Source organism: Bradyrhizobium sp. P3_C3, from assembly GCF_056402655.1.
Window position 1 is genome coordinate 86,675 of sequence record NZ_JBFUGY010000008.1, and the last position, 12,441, is coordinate 99,115.

Consider the following 12,441-nt stretch of genomic DNA (forward strand, 5'->3'; position numbering starts at 1 on the left):
CGTCATTTCGCCCCGGGCGCGCGTTCAACGAGCAGTGGGGTGGTGCGTGGAATTCCTTGTAACCATACCCCGGCGTCGCCAGACTTGCCCAGACGAGGGCGATTCCGGCACACCGGACGAGAGCTGCAATACCGCTTTGGTTGACCCGCCGAAAGCGACGAAAGGAAGGCGTATGTCCAAGAAATCCCGAAAGAAATCGTCCAAAACGCCCTCCGGCATCGCATCGGCTAAAAAGAAGACCCCGACCAAGCGGGCAACGACTCAAACAAAGTCCGCAAAAACACAGCGGACGCAGGCGAGCAAATCAACCAGGACCGTAGCAAAAGCAGGATCACATAAGGCCGCATCGAAACAGTTAAATTCCTCCAAATCGGCCTCCGCGCCCGCGAAGGCGAAGCCGGCCCTGACCGAAGGCCAGAAGGCGCCCGCCTTCCGGCTGCCCCGCGACGGCGGCGATGTGGTCTCGCTCGCCGACTATGCCGGTCGGAAGCTCGTCCTGTTCTTCTATCCCCGCGCCGACACGCCCGGCTGCACCCGGGAGGCGATCGATTTCACGCGGCTGGCGGACGCTTTCAGCGCTGCCGGCACGGCCCTGCTCGGCATCTCCGCCGATCCGTTAAGGGCCCAGGAGAAGTTCCGCGACAAGCACAGCCTCGGCATGCCCCTCATCTCGGATGAGAAACACGAGATGCTGGAGGCGTACGGCGCGTGGGGCGAAAAATCCATGTATGGCAAGAGCTTCCTCGGAGTTCTTCGCACCACGATACTGCTTGGTGCCGACAGCAAGGTAGCCAGGGTCTGGCGCAATGTCCGCGTCGACGGCCACGCCGACGAGGTGCTGGAAGCGGCAAGAGGCCTTTAACCAATCCGTTAAATTCGAGCGGTTCCGTTTCCGGAAAATTAACCATGACCGGCCCAGATTGCTGCGGCAATTAGGCCGTACGGACTCATCCGACCGGCGCGGGAGTGCCGATGTCGAAAAGTTCTGCCCAATATTCGCAGTACCCCCAACATCACGCGCACGACCACGGACGGCCCCTCCATCGCCGTCCTGCCGCCGCCGTGGCTGCAGCCGCGATCCCCCTTCCCTCGACCGACGACGCCTACACCATCGTGCACCACGGCAAGCAGGTCCGCCTCGGACCTGTGGTGTTCTGGATCGTGGTCGGCACCGTCGTGCTGCTCGGACTCTGGTCGGCCGCGACCGCGACCTATTTCGCCTTCCGCGACGACGTCCTGACCCGGCTGATCGCGCGCCAGGCCGAGATGCAGTACGCCTACGAGGACCGCATCGCCGAGCTCCGTGCCAAGGTCGACCGCACCACCAGCCGGCAGCTGCTCGACCAGGAACAGTTCGACCAGAAGCTCGACCAGATCATGAAGCGCCAGACGGCGCTGGAGTCCCGGGCCACGGCGCTCGGGGCCATGCCTGACGTGACCGGATCAATCCCCCGCGCGGCCCCGCAGCGCGGCGATTCGAGCCAGGGCGCGACGCAGGGTACGCCGAAGCCGTCGCCGATCAGCGACACCGTGATCTTCGTGGCACCGCCCGATCGCGAAGCGCGGCTTGAGTCGCGCGCGCCGACCGTCGCGGCACCGCCGACCAGCCAATTCGCCAAGAACCAGGGTTTCGACAACGTCCTGGTCCGGCTCACGACCTCGCTTGACCAGGTCGAGCGTCGCCAGATAGCGGCGCTCAGCGCCGTCGAGGAAGGCATGGATTCACGCATGCGCCGGATGCGCGGCGTCGTCAGCGACCTCGGCCTCAATCTCGCCAGCCTCGAAGCAGCCGTGCCGCGCTCCGCGATGGGCGGTCCTTTCGTGCCCGTCAAGCTGACGGCCAATGCCGGGCCGTTCGAGAAGCAGCTCAACCGCATCAATGTCACCCGCGCCGAGATGGATCGGCTCAATCGCACGCTGGCGCTGGTGCCCTACCGCAAGCCCGTCATCGGCGAGGTCGAATTCACCTCCGGTTTTGGCGTGCGCAGCGATCCATTCCTGGGCCGGCCCGCGATGCATACCGGGCTCGACTTCCGTGCCGCCACCGGTGATCCCGCCCGCGTCACCGCCAACGGCAAGGTGGTCTCGGCCGGCTGGTCCGGCGGGTACGGCCGCATGGTCGAGGTCGATCACGGCAACGGACTTGCGACCCGCTACGGCCATCTCTCCGAGATCAACGTCAAGGTCGGCGAGATCGTGAAGCTCGGCCAGGTCATCGGCCTCGTGGGCTCGACCGGCCGTTCCACCGGCCCGCACCTCCATTACGAAACCCGCATCGACGGCGAAGCGGTCGATCCGCAGAAGTTCTTGCGCGCCGGGGTGCGGCTCAGCGCGGGCTAACAAGCCTGCGCCACGCGCTTCCAGCGTGGCCGCCTCCTACCGCCGGCCGCCGCCCATCCCGCCTCCGGGACCTCCGAAGCCGCCACCGCCCATTCCACCGCCGGGTCCCATGGGCCCGCCGCCGGGCGAACCAAATCCGCCGGGGCCTGACGGGCCGCTCGGGCCCGTCGGCGCGGAGCCGGGATTCGCACTTGGGCCAGGTCCAGGGCCAGGTCCAGGGCCAGGTCCAGGGCCAGATCCCGGCGCAGGTCCACCACCGGGCGCGCCGGGCTGGCCGCCGCTCGGAGTGGTGGCGCTGCGGTTCGGATGCAGGATCGAGCCGCCGGGCGACCGATTGGGATTGCCGCCACCGGATGGAGGGGCTCCCGGCCCCTGGCCTATGGCCTGAGCCGACTCCACCTGGAAGCCGCGCGAGCGATCGAACACGCCGTTGACCACCATGCGGGCCTCGCCGGCGGCCGGGCCGAAGCGTGAACCGTCACGAGCCACGAAGCCAGAGCCGAACTGGAGGTTCGATCCCACACGCTGCACATAGGCCTCGATCGAGAGGCGGCTTGCGCCGACGAGATCCGAGAAGTCGTCGATGCGCGTGCGCGCGGCCTGCATCGTGCCCTGGCTCGAACGGCCCTCGATCTGGGCGCGCTGGCCAACCAGCAGTGGATCGACCCCGCTCAGCCTCAGCCCGCCAATATGCAAGCCGTCAGGCCCGCGCTCGACGAGACCGGTGACACGCTCGGTCGCCTCGCGCCGCGGCTCGATCAGGCTTGCGACGATCACGCCGTCGGTCCGGCGCAGGCCGTAGACGGCCACCTGCGTGCCCGCACGAAGCTTGCTCTCCTTGTCGCTTGTGACGATCTTCTGGCCGAGCACCGTCAGCTCGTTGCCCTTCACGGCTTCGATCGGACCTGCGACCTCGCTCGCGATCGTGATGTTGCGCGTCACGAGCGTGCCGTCGGCCTGATGGGTCGCGACCACACGCGCAAGCTGGCCGATGCGCAGAGCCTTGGGGCTCGCGGCCTCGCCGTCGATCCGGACCGGCACGTCGCTCGCATAAGTGACGCGCTCGCCGTTGACGTAGATGCTGCCAAACCGCTGGATCACGCCGACGATGCCGGTGCCGCCGATGCCGTGGTCGTCACCGCGCCTGATTCCGGTGCCGCCGATGCCCTGATCGGTGCCGCGCTTGACCTGCGCGTGGGCCATCGCCGTACCGGCGAGCCAAAATCCTGTCAGCAGCAGACGGCGGGAGATCAGCGGCGGCCGGCTCATGAAGAACCACCCTCCTTGCCGCCTTCTTTGGCCTCTCCTTCGCCATCTGCATCTTCGCTGTAGATGTAGATGCCGAAATTCCAGCGGGCGTCACCGCCCTTGTCCTTGCCGAGCGCGCGGTTGGCCTCGCGATTGGCGGTCTTCAGCGCGTCCATCGCGAGCTCGCGCGAGCGTGCCTCGAGGCGCCGCGCCAGCTTGGGCGAAATGTTGTTGTAGTGCACCGCGCGCTCGAGGAAGCGCGGCGCCGCGCCTGAGACGTTCTGTGCGGCGGCCGCGATATGGTCGTGCAGATTGCGGCCGAGATAGTGCCATTTGCTGTCGTCCTCGCCGCTCGGGACGAAGGCCGCCTCAACCAGCTCGATCTCGTCGGAATCGTTGATGGTGACGAGCTTGCGGTCGACCCATTCGTCGAGCACCGCGCGCGGCCGCACGTCCTTGGTGACGGAGGCGACCAGTTGCTCGAACGACGGTGCATCGCCCTCGGCCGTGCGCGGCAACGCCAGCGGCTCGCCCTTCGCATCGGTGAATTCGGGCGCAGCAAGCCAGCGCGCGATCACGGCGCTCGTCAGCGACACCGCGGCCGGCGCCTCGTGCACCGGCGCGCCGGCACCGCGCAGCCGCGCCACCTCCTTGCGATGGATCCCGGTGAGCAGGCTGACACGGCTGTCGGTCTGCTCCTTCCCCTCCAGCGCAAAATCGTGCTCGGCGACGTTGACGAACAGCTCGCGAAGCAATTGCGCCAATGCCGGAAAAGTCATGCCGCTGCGAATGCAGAGCCGCACGAGCGGGCGCAGCAGCCGCGCCAGCGGCGCGTGCAGCTTCGCGGCGGTCGGCTGCGGAGCCGCTGCTTTGGACCCGGACTTGGCATTCATGTCTGAATTGTACCCGCGCCCCACGTGGGACACAATCCCACTTTTTCTCACTTTCTGATTGACGTGGTAAATTTTCCCACATACACGAAACGCCATTGAGGGCGCGACGTAAAGGGACTCACACCCATGGCTGACCGCTTGGTCCGCAATTCCAACTCACTGCGTGCTGTGCCGGCTCCTGACTGGGGGCACGGCGCAATCGAGCCGATGCTGCCGGCGCTGTTGCGCGGCGTGATCTTCATCTCGGTGCTGGCCGCACCGTTCGTCGCGGCCCTTCTCGCAGGCTGACAACATCATGCATCACACCAGCGAAACTCCGCACCGTCCGTCGGTGCTGCACATCTTCAAGATCTATTATCCCGACCTATTCGGCGGCACGCTGACCGTGATCCGCGACATCTGCGCCAGCCTGAAGGACAGCTTCGCCTCCGCCGTGCTGGTCTGCTCGCAATCGGCCGAACGGCGCGAGATCGTCGTCAACGACGTGCCGGTCGAGCGCGTCCGCTCCTTCGGCAATGTCCTGTCGCTTCCCGCCGCTCCTACCTATCCCTGGCGGCTCTGGCGCAAGATCGCCGAGCACGATTTGCTCGCGCTCCATGCCCCCTTCCCGCTCGCCGACCTCGTTTTCGCCTTCGGCTTCGGCGCCAATCGGCCGCTGGTGGTGCACTGGCATGCCGACATCGTCACCCATGCCGGCCTGCGCTGGTTCATCGAGCCGTTGATGCGGCGGACACTGCGCCGGGCGAAAGCGATCATCGTCTCGGACCACGCGCTGATCGAGAACACGCCGTTGCTGCGGGAATTCGTCGACAAATGCCACGTCGTGCCGTTCGGCATCGACACCTCGGGTTACGACTGGCCGAAGATCGAGCCGCACCACGTGAACGATCGCGGCCGGCTCGTGCTCGCCTGCGGCCGGCTCGTGCCCTACAAGGGCTTTGACGTCCTGATCCGCGCCGCCGTCAACCGCAAGTTCGAGGTCTGGATCATCGGCGAAGGCACCGAGCGGCCGCGGCTCGAGCAGCTGATCCGCGAGCTCGGCCTCGGTGACCACGTCCGCCTGCTCGGTTCGGTGAACGACAGCGAGCGCATCAAGCTGATGTGCCTGTCCGACGTCTTCGTCATGCCGTCGATCACCAATGCCGAGACCTTTGGCCTGGTCCAGCTCGAGGCCATGGCCGCCGGCCGCCCTGTCGTGAACACGGCGCTCGACACCGCGGTGCCGCGCGTCGCCCGCCATGGCATGGAGGCGATCACGGTGCCGCCGGGCGATGCCGAAAAGCTCGGCGATGCCATCGACACGCTGATCAGCGATCCCGAGCGCCGCCGCCGCATGGGACTGTCAGCCCGGACGCGCGCCCTCACCCGCTATTCCGCCCCAGCCTTCAGGGAAGGCATGCAGGCCGTCTACCGCGACGCCGTCACCGCGTCGTGCAAGGAACCCGCAACCGCCGCCGAGCTGCCGCTGGCGACCGGCTGGCTGGACACCGTCCGGATCGGGGCGGCACTGGCGTGGTCCGACATGCGCCACCGCTACGTGCGTTCGCTGCTCGGCCCGTTCTGGATGTCGCTTCAGATGGCGATCGTGGTCGCCGTATTGGGCTCGGTGATCGGCCAGATGTCGAACGCCGACATGCTGGCGCGCCTGCCGATGCTGGCGCTGTCGATGACGGCCTGGACCTTCCTCAACAGCGTCGTGCTCGATGCGACCACGGCGCTTCAGAATTCCGCGAGCCTGATCCGCGACCGGGCGCTGCCGCCGGTGATCTTCCTGCTGCAATGCACCTTCCGCCAGGCGCTGTTCGCGCTGCATAACGCCTGCGTGCCGCTGGTGCTGTGGCTGATCCTCTCGCCCCACGACCTCTCTCACGCGCTGGCGGCGCTGCCTGGCCTGCTGCTGTTCATAGCCTGTACCTTCGCCTTGAGCCTCGTCCTCGGCGCGACGGCAACGCGCTATCGCGACCTCAAGCCGATCATCGAATCCACGCTGATGCTCGCCTTCCTCGCCTCGCCCGTGATCTGGTCGGCCGAGATGATCAATCACCGCTCGACGGTGATGCGGCTTAATCCGCTGACGCATCTGTTCGCAGTGTGGCGCGAGCCACTTGCAGGCGGCCATATCGATCCCGCCAGCATCGTCTACGTCCTCATCACGCTGGCGCTGCTGATCTTTGCGAGCGTGCTGACTCTGGTTCACCTGCGCAAAGCCGCATTCTGGATTTGAAGCATGGTCTCGATCAGCCTGCACAACGTCTGTCTCGACTATCCGCTCTACGGCGCCTACGACTTCTCGCTGAAGCGGCGGTTGCTCGGCCACCTCATCCGCGAACCGGGCGAGATGCGGATCATCCGCGCCGTCGACAACGTCTCGATCGAGGCCGAAGCCGGCGCCCGTATCGGGCTTGCCGGGCCTAACGGGTCCGGCAAGTCGACGCTGTTGCGCCTGATCGCCGGTGTCTATCCGCCGAGCAGTGGCCGTGTCACGGTCCGGGGCAACGTCGTGCCCCTGCTCGGCCTGAACGCCGGGGTCAATCTGGATTTCGTGGCGGAGGACAACATCGCGCTGCTGCTACGGATCAGCGGTCGCAAGCCCACACGCAGCGTGATCGACGAGATCTGGGCCTTCACCGAGCTCGAAGCGCGCATGCAGCGCCTGCCCTTGCGGATGTTCTCCTCGGGCATGCTGATGCGGGTGTTGTTCGCGACCGCCACCGCTTTCCCGGCCGACATCCTGCTGCTCGACGAATGGCTCAGCGTCGTCGATGAGCATTTTACGGAGAAGGCCGAGAGGCGGCTGCAAAACCTGGTCTCGCAGGCAGCGATTGTGATCATCGCCTCGCACGACCTCCCGCTGCTGCGCCGCACCTGCTCCAGCATCCTCAACCTCGATCACGGCCGCATCGCCTCGACCATCGCGGTCGAGCCATCAGCCACGCACGCCTTTGAGCTCCGAGAGAAACGCGCATGAAACAGAACATCCTGGTCGTGTCCGAGTCGCTCGGACAACCCAATCACAAGCGCGGCATCTTCCACTTCACCCGGGAATTGGTACGGTCGCTTGCGTCGGAAGGCCACGAACTCACCTTGCTGGTGGAAACCTCGAAGCGTTACCGCAAGCTATGTCGGCGCGAGCGACGCACGAAGCTGTTTCCGGCGCAGTCGCGCAACATCGAGCTGCTCGCTCTTTATCGCTTCCTCGACGAGGTCAACGTGAGCGGGCCGGTGATGCTCAGCGGCGCGCGTCGCAGGTTCGACTGGCTCCGCCACAAGGCCGCCATGCTGCTGTCGCGGGACAATATCCTCTGCCTCCTGCGCGCGATCGGCCTGCTTGGCCTGCACGCCCGGCTGATCGAGAACCGGCCCGCCGCGCTCGAATACATTCCGCCGGATATGCGCCATCTCGAACTGTTCGGCGAATTCCAGCTCGAGCCCGGATTCTTCAATTATCAGGACTCTTCGGCCTTCTTCCTGCTGCCGCCGCCGCGGATCGACGCGCGCGACTATGATCTCATCGTTGTGGACACCCCGACGCGGGTCGCGATCAGGCGCAAGCCGAACGCCAAGGTGATCTGCGTCGTCCACGATTTGCTGCCGCTCACCGACCTCAAGCTCAGCGACATCGCCACGCGGCAGTTCCTGGCGCGGATCGGCACCAGCCTGCGCCAGGCTGACGAGCTCGCTTTCGTTTCAAACTATAGCATGATGCGGTTCAGGGAACTGTTGCCGCAATTTGCGCACCTGCCGGCGCGGGTCGTGTATCCCCGCACCCGGTTCGACGCCCCGGATGTCCTCCACCTCCCAGCCCTGTCGGGGCGTCCGGGGCGGCCGAACTTCGTCATCATCGTGTCGAACGAGCCGCGCAAGAACGTCGCCACCGTCATTCGTGCCTTCCGCAACGTCCCTCAGGCCGATCTCGTGGTGATCGGTCATGCGGGCCAGATCAGCCGGATGCGCAACCTGCCGCCAAATGTCCGCTTCGCCGGCTATGTCGACGAGCATGAAAAGGCCGCCATGATCTCGGAGGCGCACGGGCTGATCATGCCGAGCCTGGCCGAAGGCTTCGGCATACCGATCATCGAGGCGCTGGCCGCGAACACGCCGGTGCTGTGCTCCGATATCGCGGTGTTCCGTGAGGTCGCGGGCGAGCTCGCCGACTATTTCGATCCGTTCTCGACCGATGCGATCGCAGCTTCAATCACCCGCGTGCTGACGCGGCAGGAGGAATGCCGCGGCCGCATCCGCGCGAGGAGACACGAGCTCGCCGAGCGCTTCGGCTACGAGACCCAGGCGCGCGACTTCCTCGGGCATGTGATGCCCCGGGAAAGCCTGGCCGCCGCGCAATAGGCGTCGTTGCACATGACTGCTGAAACCGCGGTATCGTCCGGCCCGGCCGGTCGACAAGCCTTGCGCGCCCGATGGCAAGCCATGGGCCAATCGCCCGCTCTGATGGGGGCCGCCGATGGGCTCGCTGTGCTGATCGCGGCGTCGCTGCCCTGGTCGACCACGGCGCCTTCGATCTTCGTCGGGCTCTGGCTGCTGGTGGTGACGCCGACCATCGACTGGCGCGATTATGGACGCCAGCTCGCGCGACCTGCGTTCGCCTTGCCCTTTGCCTTGCTGCTGCTCGCGCTTCTCGGCACGCTCTGGTCGGACGGCGCGTGGGCCGATCGGCTGCATGCGATCAAGCCGGTCGCAAAGCTCGTGCTTATTCCAGCACTGCTCTATCACTTCAGCCGATCCAAACGCGGTTTCTGGGTTTTCCTTGGCTTTCTCGCGTCCTGCGCGCTGCTTGCAGTCTATTCCTGGATCGTGCTGCACGATCCCGCCTGGAAACTCACCGCGACCGCGTCGGCCGGTGTTCCCGTCAAGAACTACATCGACCAGAGCCAGGAATTCACGCTGTGCGCCTTTGCGCTCGCGCTGCCGGCGTTGACTTTCTGGCGCCGCGGAAACGTGGTCGCGACAGCCATCTATCTGGCATTGATCCTGCTGTTCGCCACCAACATGGTGTTCGTCGCCTCCGCGCGCACGGCGTTGCTGTGCATCGCCGTGCTGCTCGGACTGCTCGCCTGGAGGCATTTGAGCCGGCGCGCGGCGCTGGTCCTGCTCGCGGGCACGATAGCCGCGAGCACACTGGCCTGGACGACCTCGCCCTATCTGCGCCACCGCATTGCAGACATCGCCGTGGAATACCGCCACGGCCATGAGGACATCAGCCGAGCCTCTACCGCCCAACGCCTGACCTATTGGCGCAAGGCGCTTCACGCCATTGCCGAGGCGCCCCTGACCGGTCACGGCACCGGGTCGATCAAGCGCCAGTTCGAGCGCGCCGCCACTGGTGGAAGCAACCTCGATGCGGAGATCGTCAGCAATCCCCACAACCAGACCCTCAATGTCGCGATGCAATGGGGCGTACTCGGCGTCGTCCTGCTCTACACCATGTGGATCGCCCACCTTCGCCTGTTCCTGGACGAAGGCCTTGCGGCCTGGATCGGGCTCGTCGCCGTGGTGCAGAACATCGCGAGCTCACTTCTGAACTCGCATTTGTTCGACTTCCACGCGGGGTGGATGTATGTGCTCGGCGTCGGCGTCGCCGGCGGCATGGTGCTGAAGGCAAGAGCCGGACCGCATCTGCACTATGAGGCCAGCATCGAGGGTGAAGCGGTCGATCCGCAGAAATTTCTGCGCGCCGGCGTGCGGCTCAGCGCCGACTAGGCCTTTTACTCCGCCGCCACGCAAGCCGCCTGGGGGGAAGCCAGCGCAAAGACGCCAAAATCGGGCACCACCATTTCGAGTTCGCGGCGATAGCTTTCGTAGCTGAGCGCTCCCGGCCGAATGAAGCCGAGTTGAAGCGTGTGATCGACCACACGCCTGAGAACGATCGGAGCGCTCGCCGGCGTAAACTGGGCGCCACCGGGATTGGACAGCGTCGTGATCAGACCGCGTGCGGGCTCGTTTCTCTTATCGGGACGTGACACCATGATCAGACGTATCGCTCCCTTCTCGAGGGTGACGAAATTCAGGAACGGGCGTCCATCCGGGATGTAGACACGGCCCCTCTGCGTGTGCCCAGCATCAACACGTTCGCGTTCCTCGAACATAAGACAGGACTCGGTTTCGTCCCAATGAATGCCGATGATGTAGGCACTAATGATCTCGGGGTTGGAGAACGCGGGCCTGAAGCAGACGTAATCCCCCTCGAAGGTCTCGACTCCTGCGCGATCGCGGTAGCCAAGATCATCGGCGACGTCGAACCTAGACGTCACTGGCGGAGGTTCGAGTCCGCCGGCAATCGACGGCGCATCGTGCAATGGAAACTCCTTGTGCGGACTGGTGGCTATCCGCTCAGCCGTGACGTTGCGTATGCGCTCGGACTCATTGAAGACCGCGAGGACCATGCCGCCGACGATGAAGCCGGTTAAGCCAGTGCTTAACGCCACCAGTTGGATCGCATCCTGCGGATGTACATAGAACAGAGCCAGTACTTGCTGGCCGATCATATGCGCGACCAGCCACCCCGCACAGGTCAGCGCGGCGCCGTTCGCGAGAGCCCCGAGGGCCGCCACGCGGTACCAGCTCATCCGCGAACATCCCATGTAGGAACAAATGAGCCCGAGGGAAATCGTACAGATGAAAGGCGTGATGACGCCGTATAGCCGCTCGATGAACTGCCTAAGAACGTCCTGATATCCTCCTCCCTGCATCAGGGCGGACACTAGTGGAATGCCGATCCGGAGCGCAATCGACAGCCCCACGACGACGAGACCGGCGACAACCAACTCGGCGATAGGCGGATATCCAGGTGTGTTGCCTTCCTTGCGTCCGATGAAGCGTTGCGCCACGACGATTGCGCCCAGGACTGCGAAGCCGATCGAAGCGCCGAACGTGACCGCAATCGTCAGCACCTTGCCGACGTCGATCGGAAGTGTTCCCGGCATGAACACCATCATGCCAATGCTCCAGACCGTCACGAGGAAGATCGTCGTCGCCCATTGATCCAGCCCAAAGGTCGGCCCCGGACTGTAGGCGAAGCCCATCCTCGCTAGCCGCTGCAATCGGCCGCTATGGGTCCGTTCGCAAAACAGGACATAGCGAGACACGAGGCCGCAAGTGAGGTTGGTGACCTCAGCAATGTTGCGGTTCAAAGCGTCCTTCAATTCCGGGGTTGGAAGCGACGACGTGAAAAAGGCAAGACCGGCGTGCATCATCTCTTCGTAACGGGCATCCGCACGAGCCGCCACCGCGTCGCCCAATTGCATGATCATGGCGTAGGCGGATCGGCCATAGCCATTTCCGGTGAAGTCGAGTGCCGCGGCATTCTGCCGGGGTCCGACGAACAGGTTGTAAAGGCCGATGGCTCTTGTGAAGCGGTCGGGAAGAGTACCGTCCCTGCTGAAACTCAACGCTTGCGGACCGATATTCTCCGAAACGATTTTGGTCACCTTGCTTCGAAGGTCGTCGCGCGGGACGAAACCCGTGGTTTGYGCGAGTTCAAATGCGAGTCGGTCGGCTTCACGCGGAATGGCGGCCAATCTGACACAAAATGCGCGCGCGGCCCGGTCGATCCGTGCCACCTGCCGGAATTGCGAAGCGACGACGATGATGAGCACGGCCACGATCGGAGCATATTGAGCCAGTTGCGCCTGCGCCTTTGGATCTACCGCCTTCACCTGGCCGACGATGAAGTCGAACCCGATGCTGCCCTGGACGAGTCCGATCATGACGACCAGCCAGAGCGGTATCATCAGGGCGTAGTAGAATATCACCCCCCAGAAGAACAGCGCGAAGGTCGTACCGGACCGATTGGTGGGCGGAGAGTTGAAGCGAGCCCAGGCAACGACAAAGAGTGCCAAGATCGCAATAATCCATTGGCTCTTCGTAACGATCGCTTCAATGATGTCCATGTTACGCGCTCCCACATAGCAGGCGACGCTTGCATGAATGGCTCTGCCCTCGCCGA

At 64.9% G+C, this 12,441-nt stretch carries 10 protein-coding genes; 7 read left to right on the top strand and 3 right to left on the bottom strand.

Features of this window, described 5'->3' with window-relative positions:
• Positions 1 to 172: 172 nt before the first annotated feature.
• Entirely contained in the window at positions 173 to 862 is a 690-nt protein-coding gene (locus AC1DW2_RS11675; RefSeq protein WP_477006071.1) for a peroxiredoxin, read from the top strand.
• Between the two features lie 110 nt (positions 863 to 972).
• Positions 973 to 2,340: a M23 family metallopeptidase gene (locus tag AC1DW2_RS11680; protein ID WP_477006072.1), complete on the top strand. Its 1,368-nt coding sequence runs from the start codon at positions 973 to 975 to the stop codon at positions 2,338 to 2,340.
• 36 nt (positions 2,341 to 2,376) lie between these two features.
• On the opposite strand, the gene AC1DW2_RS11685 is transcribed toward AC1DW2_RS11680, so the two are convergent.
• Both AC1DW2_RS11685 and AC1DW2_RS11690 read right to left on the bottom strand, forming a co-directional pair.
• Entirely contained in the window at positions 2,377 to 3,609 is a 1,233-nt protein-coding gene (locus AC1DW2_RS11685; protein WP_477006073.1) for a DUF5666 domain-containing protein, read from the bottom strand.
• Positions 3,606 to 4,481, bottom strand: coding sequence for a DUF6502 family protein (locus AC1DW2_RS11690; protein ID WP_477006074.1), 876 nt, complete (start codon positions 4,479 to 4,481; stop codon positions 3,606 to 3,608). The genes AC1DW2_RS11685 and AC1DW2_RS11690 overlap by 4 nt, the downstream gene beginning before the upstream one ends.
• 126 nt (positions 4,482 to 4,607) lie before the next feature.
• On the opposite strand from AC1DW2_RS11690, the gene AC1DW2_RS11695 reads away from it, so the two are divergent.
• From AC1DW2_RS11695 to AC1DW2_RS11715, 5 genes are read left to right on the top strand one after another with little or no spacing between them, the layout of a single operon-like run.
• The gene (locus AC1DW2_RS11695) at positions 4,608 to 4,769 is read left to right on the top strand and encodes a hypothetical protein (protein WP_014495568.1); all 162 of its coding nucleotides are present in this window, start codon (positions 4,608 to 4,610) and stop codon (positions 4,767 to 4,769) included.
• 7 nt (positions 4,770 to 4,776) lie between these two features.
• Positions 4,777 to 6,705, top strand: a complete 1,929-nt coding sequence (locus tag AC1DW2_RS11700; protein ID WP_477006075.1) for a glycosyltransferase — start codon at positions 4,777 to 4,779, stop codon at positions 6,703 to 6,705.
• A gap of 3 nt (positions 6,706 to 6,708) precedes the next feature.
• Entirely contained in the window at positions 6,709 to 7,449 is a 741-nt protein-coding gene (locus tag AC1DW2_RS11705; protein WP_477006076.1) for an ABC transporter ATP-binding protein, read from the top strand.
• Positions 7,446 to 8,825, top strand: coding sequence for a glycosyltransferase family 4 protein (locus AC1DW2_RS11710; RefSeq protein WP_477006077.1), 1,380 nt, complete (start codon positions 7,446 to 7,448; stop codon positions 8,823 to 8,825). The genes AC1DW2_RS11705 and AC1DW2_RS11710 overlap by 4 nt, the downstream gene beginning before the upstream one ends.
• 12 nt (positions 8,826 to 8,837) lie before the next feature.
• Positions 8,838 to 10,196 carry an O-antigen ligase family protein gene (locus tag AC1DW2_RS11715; protein ID WP_477006078.1) on the top strand — a complete coding sequence of 453 codons (1,359 nt, stop codon included), beginning with the start codon at positions 8,838 to 8,840 and terminating at the stop codon, positions 10,194 to 10,196.
• 5 nt (positions 10,197 to 10,201) lie between these two features.
• Here AC1DW2_RS11715 and AC1DW2_RS11720 read toward each other — a convergent pair whose 3' ends face one another.
• The gene (locus tag AC1DW2_RS11720) at positions 10,202 to 12,385 is read right to left on the bottom strand and encodes a hypothetical protein (RefSeq protein ID WP_477006079.1); all 2,184 of its coding nucleotides are present in this window, start codon (positions 12,383 to 12,385) and stop codon (positions 10,202 to 10,204) included.
• Positions 12,386 to 12,441 lie beyond the last annotated feature (56 nt).

Excerpts from the sequence above, each read along its gene's own strand:
- AC1DW2_RS11675 (WP_477006071.1), top strand. The coding sequence starts at position 173 with ATGTCCAAGAAATCCCGAAAGAAATCGTCCAAAACGCCCTCCGGCATC.
- AC1DW2_RS11680 (WP_477006072.1), top strand. The coding sequence starts at position 973 with ATGTCGAAAAGTTCTGCCCAATATTCGCAGTACCCCCAACATCACGCG.
- AC1DW2_RS11685 (WP_477006073.1), bottom strand. The coding sequence starts at position 3,609 with ATGAGCCGGCCGCCGCTGATCTCCCGCCGTCTGCTGCTGACAGGATTT.
- AC1DW2_RS11690 (WP_477006074.1), bottom strand. The coding sequence starts at position 4,481 with ATGAATGCCAAGTCCGGGTCCAAAGCAGCGGCTCCGCAGCCGACCGCC.
- AC1DW2_RS11695 (WP_014495568.1), top strand. The coding sequence starts at position 4,608 with ATGGCTGACCGCTTGGTCCGCAATTCCAACTCACTGCGTGCTGTGCCG.
- AC1DW2_RS11700 (WP_477006075.1), top strand. The coding sequence starts at position 4,777 with ATGCATCACACCAGCGAAACTCCGCACCGTCCGTCGGTGCTGCACATC.
- AC1DW2_RS11705 (WP_477006076.1), top strand. The coding sequence starts at position 6,709 with ATGGTCTCGATCAGCCTGCACAACGTCTGTCTCGACTATCCGCTCTAC.
- AC1DW2_RS11710 (WP_477006077.1), top strand. The coding sequence starts at position 7,446 with ATGAAACAGAACATCCTGGTCGTGTCCGAGTCGCTCGGACAACCCAAT.
- AC1DW2_RS11715 (WP_477006078.1), top strand. The coding sequence starts at position 8,838 with ATGACTGCTGAAACCGCGGTATCGTCCGGCCCGGCCGGTCGACAAGCC.